Here is an 8,287-nt window from a genome sequence, read left to right on the forward strand (position 1 = left end):
TTCGTCGGCGGGGTGCCGGTCCGGGTTCGGGACCGCCAGGATGGGGCGCGATCCGGATCCCGGCCTTGACCTGCCTCAAGGCCGGCTCAGGCCAGCACCGCCCATCGCACCAGCTCCTGCAGGGGACCGGAAGGCGTGTCGTTTCGTTGTCCTCCGGTTTTGTTCGCGGGCATTCCCCGGTTCTGGTGTGGGTTATAGAATTGCCAAATTTGTCCGCCTACGCTCTCGACCGCATGAATTGAATATCGTCTGAGCGTGAAGACTGCCATGAACAGCACGACACAGCAGGATCAACTCGAGATCGTGAGCGCGCTGGCGGCGTCGCTGGCCGATCGGATGCTGATGGAGCGCCTGACCCAGGGAACGCTGCCGCTGGCGAATGCCAGCCGCCTCTGGACCGCGTCGCTGCTGCTGGAGGAGCACGAGCGCCCCATTCCCCGCATCGTGGCGGACGTCCTGGAACAGGTGCGGCATGTCGAGCCCGCGGAGGCGCCGGAGGGGATGGACCTGGAGTCCGGGCTGGAGTCCGGGCTGGAGTCCGGACCGGAGCCCCGACCGGAGCCCTTGCCGGACGTGACGGCCGAGCGGCATGCCGGCGCGGCCGCGCCGCGCCGGCGCCGGCTCACCCGCCTGCTCCGCCCGTTCCGGCAGGGAACCGAGGCCTGACGCTCCCGGCGTCGGCGGGTCCTGCGGGCGCGACTTGATGTCGGCCCGCCGTCGTTTCGGATCCGGAGTTTCCCGACGGCGCCCGGGACGCTAAGACCCTCTCCAGTGCGGTGGCGGATCCCGTCCCGCGAACGGGCTTCGGGATACGAGTGATGAGCACCCCTGAACGGCGCGTCCGGACCCTGTTCGACGAGGCGGCCATCGCCAGGCGCAACGATGAACTCGCCCAGGAGATTTTGGCTGCCGGGCCCGAGGACCTCCTCGTCGTGGCCGTGCTCAAGGGAAGCTTCATGTTCGCGGCCGACCTGCTCCGGTCGCTCCACCGGGTCGGCCTCGCGCCGCAGGTCGAGTTCGTGCACCTGTCGAGCTACCGTACGGGGACCGTGTCCAGCGGTCAGGTCGAGATCCTGCGCGACGTGCAGAGCGAGGTGCGCGGGCGGGATGTGCTGCTCGTGGACGATATCCTGGAATCGGGCCGCACCGTCGTCTTCGCCAAGGACCTGCTGATGGCCCGCGGCGCCCGGCGCGTCCTCACCGCGGTGCTGCTGGAGAAGCCCGGCAAGCGCGCCGTGACGATCGACGCGGATTTCGTCGGCTTCGTCTGCCCCGATGTCTTCGTCGTCGGCTACGGCATGGATGCCGCGCACGCCTTTCGGCAGTTGCCCTTCGTGGGCGTGGTCGATTACGGGGATGGCGGCCCGGATCTGTTCGATGCCTGACCGAGACGCCGCGGCGCGGCATTTTCGCCGCGCTGCACGGCAGGATTGACGATTCGACGTGCGACGTCTTGACAGGCGGCAAATTCGCCTGTGTCTGTCGACGTTTGGGCGTCCGCATCATCGCGACGGGGCGCTCGCGGGCTTCGGGGACGATCACGGGACCACATGGCGCGCATCCTCCTGGTGGATGACGAAGAGACCGTCCGGGGCTTCCTCAAGCGGGGGCTGGAGATCGACGGCCATGCGGTCGTCACGGCCAGCGATGGCAGTGACGGGCTCGATCGCCTTAACGAGGCCGACGGCGGCTTCGATCTGATGCTCACCGATATCCGCATGCCGCTCATGGACGGCATCGCGCTGGCCCTGGCGGCCAAGCGCGATTTCCCCGACCTGACCATCCTGCTGATGACCGGCTTCGCCGATCAGCGCGAGCGCGCGCGGGGGCTCGATGCCATCGTCACTGATGTCCTGACCAAGCCCTTCTCCCTGGCGGATCTGCGCGCCACGGTGAAGCGGGCGCTGGCGGCCTGAGGCGACCGGCTCGGCGGGACAGTCCACCCGTTCAGACGAACTTAAACATTTCCCTTAGGTTGAGCTTCACGAAGGCGTGCCAGTCTGCTCCCGACTGGATCAGACCGAGTGCGCCCTCGCCATGTATCGCCGGGACCGGGACATCGACGCGGCAGCCTATCAAGCGGACCGCTATGCCTGGGAGCCGGACGATGCGACCTGGCGGGCGGATCGGGACGAGCCGCAGCGGGCACGCAAGGGCTTTTTCGGGCGGCTGTCTTCGCTGATCAAGATCTCCGTCCTTGCGGTGCCGGCGGCGCTGTTCCTGTATGGCAGCTTCGCCGATTGCAGCGGCCGTCCGGCGGCGGGCTGGCTCGGCCTCGTCGGGGCCGGTGCCTGCGCCCGCAACGAGATGCTCGGCAACGTCCTCTCGATCCAGGACAACCTCGCCCTCCTGAAGCGGCTCATCAACTGAACCTTCGGCGTGTCGTGCCGCCGCGCTCTGCTCCGCTCCCCGTGAGTCCGCCATGTCCAGCCGCCCGCTTCTTCCCGCCGCGTCCGAAGGTGCGTCCGATGCCCTCGAGGAGGCGAAGTTCCGCGCCCGCATGGCACGGGTCGGCCCCGAAGCGGCGAACCGTCCCCCCCGCGGGAGCCGGGCACCCGAACGGGGGCGCCGCCTCCGGCTCGGCTGGAAGGGCTGGCTCGTCGTCGACAGCCTGGTCGTGCTCCTGGTCGTCGCGGGGGTGGTGGCCTGGCCGCCGATCCAGGCCTGCCGATACCAGGACCAGACGGTCGGCTTCTACGCCGGCGATTCCGTCGGGAAGTGCATCCGCCGCGGCATCGCCGACCGCCTCGATACCGCGGACCAGCGCTTCAAGCGCCTGATCCGCCGCTCGGGCCAATGAGGCGGGCCGCCGCAATTCTTCGCGCCCCTCGGGTTGAGCGGCGGCACGGCGGCTGGTAGCAAGCGTCTCGCGAGCCGGTGTAGCACAGCGGTAGTGCAGCGGTTTTGTAAACCGAAGGTCGGGAGTTCGATCCTCTCCACCGGCACCAGACGTTTTCCGCACGATCAGAGTGGGTTGGGCCTGCTCCCGGAGCGCGGCGACCGCTCTCCTCACGCAGCGGTCGGGACATCGCCCCTTCGAATCGCCTCCCCCTGGAAGAATCCCGGGACCGGGTCTTCCGTCGACGGACCCGCGCGCGGGGGCGCGCCAGGACGGGTCTGGTCGCGGCCCGTTCGGCTTCGGGAGGAGCGAGACCGCGCCCGGTCGGACAGGCGGCCCGGAGCGCGGTCAGCGTCCGTTCAGGTGCCTCCGCGCATCCTCGGTACAGCCAAGCTGAAAACAAGTATTTCTGAATTGTAACTGAGTATATATCCTGAAAATTCGGCCCAAGCTGGGCCATTTGATAATTAAAATTAGATGAATGCGCAGTTCAGAGCCGATTAAATCCGTCGCGCCTACCAGCCCTGCCGGACAGCGATGAGATGCGTCTCCGCCGCGCCGAGACCGGTCCGGCGGAGGCCGGGCCTCCGGGGCCGCATCGGGCACGGCAGGGGGCGCGACCATGTCAGGGAACGAGGACGATCGGGCGAGGGCGGGCTCCGCCGGAGCGCCGGATGCGACCGAGGGATGCGCCGCGGTCGGGCCGCGCCCGGCGCGGCGGGCCGGTGCGCCCGGTCGTTTGATCGACGGCGCGGCGCGGGACCGGATCGGGCGCGGCCTGCGCCTGCACTACGCCGGGGTGCTGGCGCTGCCGATTCCGGACCGGCTCCGGACGCTGCTCGACGACCTCGCCGCCTGCTCCGACACGGAGGCCTCGCAATGACCCTGATGCTGCAAGCCGCCCCCGCGGGGAGCGGATCCGGTCCGGCGCCCGTCGGGGCCGATGCCGAGATGCGCGACCTCCTTCTGGGCGCGATCCCGGCCCTGCGGGCCTTCGCGTTCTCGCTGACCTACGACCTCGACCGCTCGGACGATCTCGTGCAGGACACGCTGGTGCGCGCGTGGATCAACGCCGCCAGCTTCCGCCGCGGGACCAACCTGACCGCGTGGCTGTTCACGATCCTGCGGAACCTGTTCTACTCCGAGCAGCGCAAGCGCAAGCGCGAGGTTGAGGATGCCGACGGCGTGCATGCCGGGCGGCTCAGCGCCCTCCCGGAGCAGGAGATCCGGATGGAGATGGCGCAGTTCCAGAGCGCGCTGAACCGTCTGCCGCCGGCTCAGCGCGAGGCGCTGGTCCTGGTCGGCGCTCAGAGCTTCACCTACGAGGAGGCCGCGGCGATCTGCGGCGTCGCCGTCGGCACGATCAAGAGCCGGGTCAGCCGCGCCCGGATGCGCCTGATCGAGGTTCTGGGCATGAACGGCGCCGACGATATCGGTCCCGACGCGCAGACCCGTGCGGCCCTGGACGGTCCCTAGGCCGCTTACCGTCGAAGGGGATGCCGGCTCGGCGGGCCGGGAGCCGCGCCGGCGCCTACTTGATGAGCGTCATGATCTCGCGGAACCGCGGGTGGCGCGCCGTGCCGAGCCACTCGAACACCACCATCTCGGTGGTGACGATCTCGGCCCCGTGGGCGGCCATCCGGGTGAGCGCGGCCGCCCGGCTCTCCGTCTGCCGCGAACCCACGGCATCGCACACCACGCAGGCGCGGCGCCCGGCCTCGAGAAGCCCCAGAACAGTCTGCAGCACGCAGATATGCGCCTCGCAGCCGGTGACCACGAGGTCCCGATCCGCGGGCAGCCGCTCGAGGAAGCCCGGCGTCCGGGTGGCACTGAAGCTCATCTTGGGGAAGGCCGTCCCGGGCTCGGGCGCCAGTTCCGGCACGGTGGGGCCGAGGCCACCGGCATTCTGCTCGGTGACCAGGATCGGGACGTCGAGGCGATGCGCGGCGGCGGCGAGGCGGCCCGTATTGGCCAGGATTCCGGCTCCGTCGGCGATCACCGGCATCAGCCGGACCTGAAAGTCGATGATCAGGAGAAGCGAGCGAGCGGGATCGATCAGGGGCATCGGTTCGGATCTCGCATGGGGCGCGCACGCCGGAACGGGTTCGGTCGGACGTCCGGTCCGCTCATGTGGTGCTGCGGCTGCCTGCCTGCCGGATTGGGCATGCCGGACCATCGGCCGTCCGCTCACCGGGGCCGACGGGCGCGCGATCCGGCGCCCGTCCGATCCGGCAGGCGCGCCCGCGAGGCCGATCGGACGAGCGATATCCGACGCGGGCTGTGGTCGCCACCGCTGCCGGCCGGAGGGCGGGGCGCGCCCCCACTCTCCCGACGGCCTGGGGCGCCTCAAGGGTGATGCGAGGCCGGGCTGCTGCCGCTGCACCATGGCGTCCATCCCGGGCCGGCTCGCCCCGCATCCGCCGTCGCGCTAGGCCATCCGCGGTGAACGGTGGACGATCTCCCGCACGCCGCGCCCAACCACGCCTAAGGCCGTCGGGATCGCCCAAGCTGTGCGGTCGTCCCGAGACGCTCGTCCGGCGAGAACGCCGGATCCGGGAGGCGCCGGACGCATCCCCCCAAGCAAAAGGGGCCGGCGATCCGCCAACCCCTTGCGCTGTCGAGCTGAATGAATGGTACCACCGCCCCGGCTCGAACGGGGGACCCCCAGATCCACAATACAATGCTTACGTGCGACAGGGTGCGACTCTGTACGACAAGCCAACGAAAAAATCTTATTTAGAGCTTGCACTTACGCAGACTTCGGCGCAAGACCTGTTCGTGAAGGTTCGCCATGGTTCGGACGATCCTAGTCGTTTTATAGTCGTCTGAGGCCGCATGGCGCCCGTTAAACTCACTGAGGCTTTCCTTGCGAGCCTCACGTCCGTTGACCCGAAGGATCCTGCCGCCGGACCGAAGCCATCGCGCTTTGTGGCTGACAGCGTGCGTCGTGGGCTCATGGTCAACGTGACGAAGAACGGCACGAAGACATTCCATGTGCGTTGGACCGCCCCTGATGGGAAAAGCCAACGAATAGCGATTCCGGGCGGCACTTGGCCCGATATGCGGGTGGGCGTTGCCCGCGAGCGTGCAGACGAACTGCTGCACGGCATCCGCAGCAGGGGGCAGGACCCGAAGGCGGAGAAGCGTGCCAAGCGGGACGGGGCAGCGGACGGCGTGCTGACGATCGGCGCCCTGCTCAGCGCGTGGGAAAAGCTGAAAGCAGACGAACTGCGCGCGGCCTATGTGAAGGCGATCCGGGACGTGCTGCACCATGACTTCGCCGACTACCTCGGCACGCCGGCTGCCGACCTAACGCGCAAACAGATCGTCGCGCGATCAGAACGGCTTCAGGGCGACGGCAAGCGCGGAACCGCCCGCAATCTGCTTGCGTACGGCTCGGCGCTATACGGGTGGGCAGTAGACACCGGACGGCTCGAAGTGAATCCATTCCTCGGCGTCCCCCGGCCGGCCGTCGCGAAGCCCGATCGCGTTCTGTCAGATGCCGAGCTCGGTGCCGTGTATGCCGCCGCCTCATTGCGCCCATATCCGTCCGGCGCATTTGCGCAGCTCCTGATGCTGACAGGCATGCGGCGGGATGAAGTCGCTGATATGGAATGGTCAGAGCTGAACTCGGACCTGACCGTGTGGTCGGTGCCGGGCAAGCGCATGAAGAACGGCAAGCGTCACGAGGTCCATCTCAGTGCTCCGGCCCGCGCCATCCTCGCGGCTATCCGAGATGGCGCTGCACGTCAGGCAGGGTGCCCATTCGTGCTCTCGACCACCGGAAGTACGCCGATGTCCGGATTCAGCAACATCAAGCAGCATGTGGATGCTGTCAGCGGCGTTGCCGAATGGCGTTGGCACGATCTGCGCCATACGACGGCCACTCGCATGGTGGGGCTCGGCGTCGCGCCTCATGTCGCTGACAAGATTCTGGCACACACGATGCCCGGCATCATGGGGCGGTATCAACATGCCGAGTACGAAGCTGAGCGTCGCGCGGCCTTGGACCTATGGGCCACCCACGTTGAGGCTTGCGCCGAGAAACAGATGGATGTTGTTCGAAAACGGGCCGAGACTCTTGCCGCGATTCGTAGCGATACGTGGTCCAAGGGCATGAAGGCACGGCGGGCATCAAAACGGTCGCCCTTGCAGATCAAATCACCGCTTGTCTCAAGTTAGGCAGCCGGATCAGAGACTGCTCTCGAAACCACAGCCCGGACTAGAGATGGTCCCGATCGGGTTGGGACGGGAGTGTTCGCCGAGCTTGTGCCGCACGCGGCGCAGGGTCCCTTTCCAACCCTGTCGGGCTTGTCGGGCTCGAGCTACTTAATGCGGATCTCGGACAGGCTTGAAATCCGCCGGGAGAGAGAGACAGGCTGAGTGGTCAGATATGTCTGAACAACGCTCACCTTAAACCGAGCCGTGATGGCGTGCTTGCCGTCGAAGGATCCGTCCCCCACCCCGCCCCAGTCCCGCGCGGGACAAGTAGCACGGCGCGGCCATCTAAAACGAAGTCGTCGCCCTTTCAGACCGCTGTAACACGGACAAGAACGGCTCCGGCGAAAGCAACGGCCACAGATTCATAACGGTCACGGCAATCAAGATGCTTTGCCCGCTCATGTCGTGCCGCATCAAACATGCAAACTTACAGCTATATTTTTATTGTAATCGCCCCATCTATCGAGCGAATAAGCTGCACGTATGTGCCGTCTTTGAGATCAAGTCGCCCGGCGTCTTTCGAAACCCACGTATATCGGGCATCTCTGTAGACTTTCCAAAGGCTCGAGACTCCGAGTATATCGAGCTGCACGGGGCCGTCCGGCAGGCTGACGTCCCCGAGGAACCGCAGCATTACATCAGTCGCTGAGTAAACCCCGAATCCCAAGCTTTCTTTGGCTGCCGCCAACGAACCATCGACCTCGAAGACCTCCCTGCCCGCAGAGTTCGCAAAGCGAGAAACGACAAGAAATTGCCCTTGATGGGCGCGGATTGACTGTTCCCAGTCCGCCTTCGATCTGTTTGCAACAACGACCACCGCACGCGGGACACGCTGAACGAGGGTTCTGGCTTCCCCAAGATCGATCGAAAGCTCTCTTGAGTATCCGTGTTGGTCAAGTGTGGTTTGGAGCCCAGGGCCGATTGTCCCTGATGAGGGCGTTTGCCATGACGATGAGCCTGCGCATGATGGCCACAAGAGCGACCTTTTTCTGCTTTCCGGCGGCGGTCAGCCGATCATAGATAAGCTTGAGGTCCACGTTGAAGCGCGCGGCAACGATGGCGGGAAAGTAGAGCGCTTGGCGTAGCGCGGCCCGCCCACCTTGAATCCGCTCCTTGCCTTGCCATCGCCCTGATTGTTGCGAGACAGGAGCAAGTCCGGCCAGGCTGGCGGCCTGCTTGCCTTCCAGTTCGCCGAGTTCCGGCATGTCGATGGTAAGCGTAACGGCG

The 8,287-nt window shown here is 66.7% G+C and carries 10 protein-coding genes and 1 tRNA gene; 9 read left to right on the forward strand and 2 right to left on the reverse strand.

Features of this window, described 5'->3' with window-relative positions; all coding sequences use genetic code 11:
- Nucleotides 1–267: 267 nt before the first annotated feature.
- The 8 genes from BM396_RS31470 (at nucleotide 268) to BM396_RS31505 (ending at nucleotide 4,315) form a co-directional block, all read left to right on the forward strand.
- Nucleotides 268–666 carry a hypothetical protein gene (locus BM396_RS31470; RefSeq protein ID WP_043388189.1) on the forward strand — a complete coding sequence of 133 codons (399 nt, stop codon included), beginning with the start codon at nucleotides 268–270 and terminating at the stop codon, nucleotides 664–666.
- Nucleotides 667–818: 152 nt separating this feature from the next.
- Nucleotides 819–1,385: a hypoxanthine phosphoribosyltransferase gene (gene hpt / locus BM396_RS31475; protein ID WP_043354359.1), complete on the forward strand. Its 567-nt coding sequence runs from the start codon at nucleotides 819–821 to the stop codon at nucleotides 1,383–1,385.
- A 165-nt stretch (nucleotides 1,386–1,550) separates the two neighbouring features.
- Nucleotides 1,551–1,916, forward strand: coding sequence for a response regulator (locus tag BM396_RS31480; protein ID WP_043354361.1), 366 nt, complete (start codon nucleotides 1,551–1,553; stop codon nucleotides 1,914–1,916).
- 121 nt (nucleotides 1,917–2,037) lie between these two features.
- Nucleotides 2,038–2,370 carry a hypothetical protein gene (locus tag BM396_RS31485; RefSeq protein WP_043354363.1) on the forward strand — a complete coding sequence of 111 codons (333 nt, stop codon included), beginning with the start codon at nucleotides 2,038–2,040 and terminating at the stop codon, nucleotides 2,368–2,370.
- Between the two features lie 52 nt (nucleotides 2,371–2,422).
- A complete protein-coding gene (locus BM396_RS31490; protein ID WP_043354364.1) occupies nucleotides 2,423–2,800 on the forward strand; it encodes a hypothetical protein in 378 nt (125 codons plus the stop codon).
- 73 nt (nucleotides 2,801–2,873) lie between these two features.
- Nucleotides 2,874–2,948 (forward strand) — tRNA-Thr (locus BM396_RS31495).
- Between the two features lie 513 nt (nucleotides 2,949–3,461).
- On the forward strand, nucleotides 3,462–3,722 hold the full coding sequence (locus BM396_RS31500; RefSeq protein ID WP_043388191.1) for a NepR family anti-sigma factor: 261 nt from the start codon (nucleotides 3,462–3,464) through the stop codon (nucleotides 3,720–3,722).
- Nucleotides 3,719–4,315: a sigma-70 family RNA polymerase sigma factor gene (locus BM396_RS31505; RefSeq protein WP_051044938.1), complete on the forward strand. Its 597-nt coding sequence runs from the start codon at nucleotides 3,719–3,721 to the stop codon at nucleotides 4,313–4,315. Before BM396_RS31500 ends, BM396_RS31505 begins: the two co-directional genes overlap by 4 nt.
- A 55-nt stretch (nucleotides 4,316–4,370) precedes the next feature.
- Here BM396_RS31505 and BM396_RS31510 read toward each other — a convergent pair whose 3' ends face one another.
- Nucleotides 4,371–4,904 (reverse strand): isochorismatase family protein, encoded by a 534-nt coding sequence (locus BM396_RS31510; RefSeq protein ID WP_043388193.1) that lies wholly within the window; start codon nucleotides 4,902–4,904, stop codon nucleotides 4,371–4,373.
- Between the two features lie 770 nt (nucleotides 4,905–5,674).
- Here BM396_RS31510 and BM396_RS31515 point away from each other — a divergent pair.
- Nucleotides 5,675–7,021 carry a tyrosine-type recombinase/integrase gene (locus tag BM396_RS31515; protein WP_081948861.1) on the forward strand — a complete coding sequence of 449 codons (1,347 nt, stop codon included), beginning with the start codon at nucleotides 5,675–5,677 and terminating at the stop codon, nucleotides 7,019–7,021.
- A gap of 932 nt (nucleotides 7,022–7,953) precedes the next feature.
- Here BM396_RS31515 and BM396_RS31520 read toward each other — a convergent pair.
- Nucleotides 7,954–8,287 (reverse strand): transposase (locus BM396_RS31520; protein ID WP_139239607.1); only part of this gene is annotated, 334 nt, incomplete at its 5' end.

The organism is Methylobacterium sp. UNCCL125 (genome assembly GCF_900116795.1).
Lineage (GTDB): Bacteria > Pseudomonadota > Alphaproteobacteria > Rhizobiales > Beijerinckiaceae > Methylobacterium > Methylobacterium fujisawaense.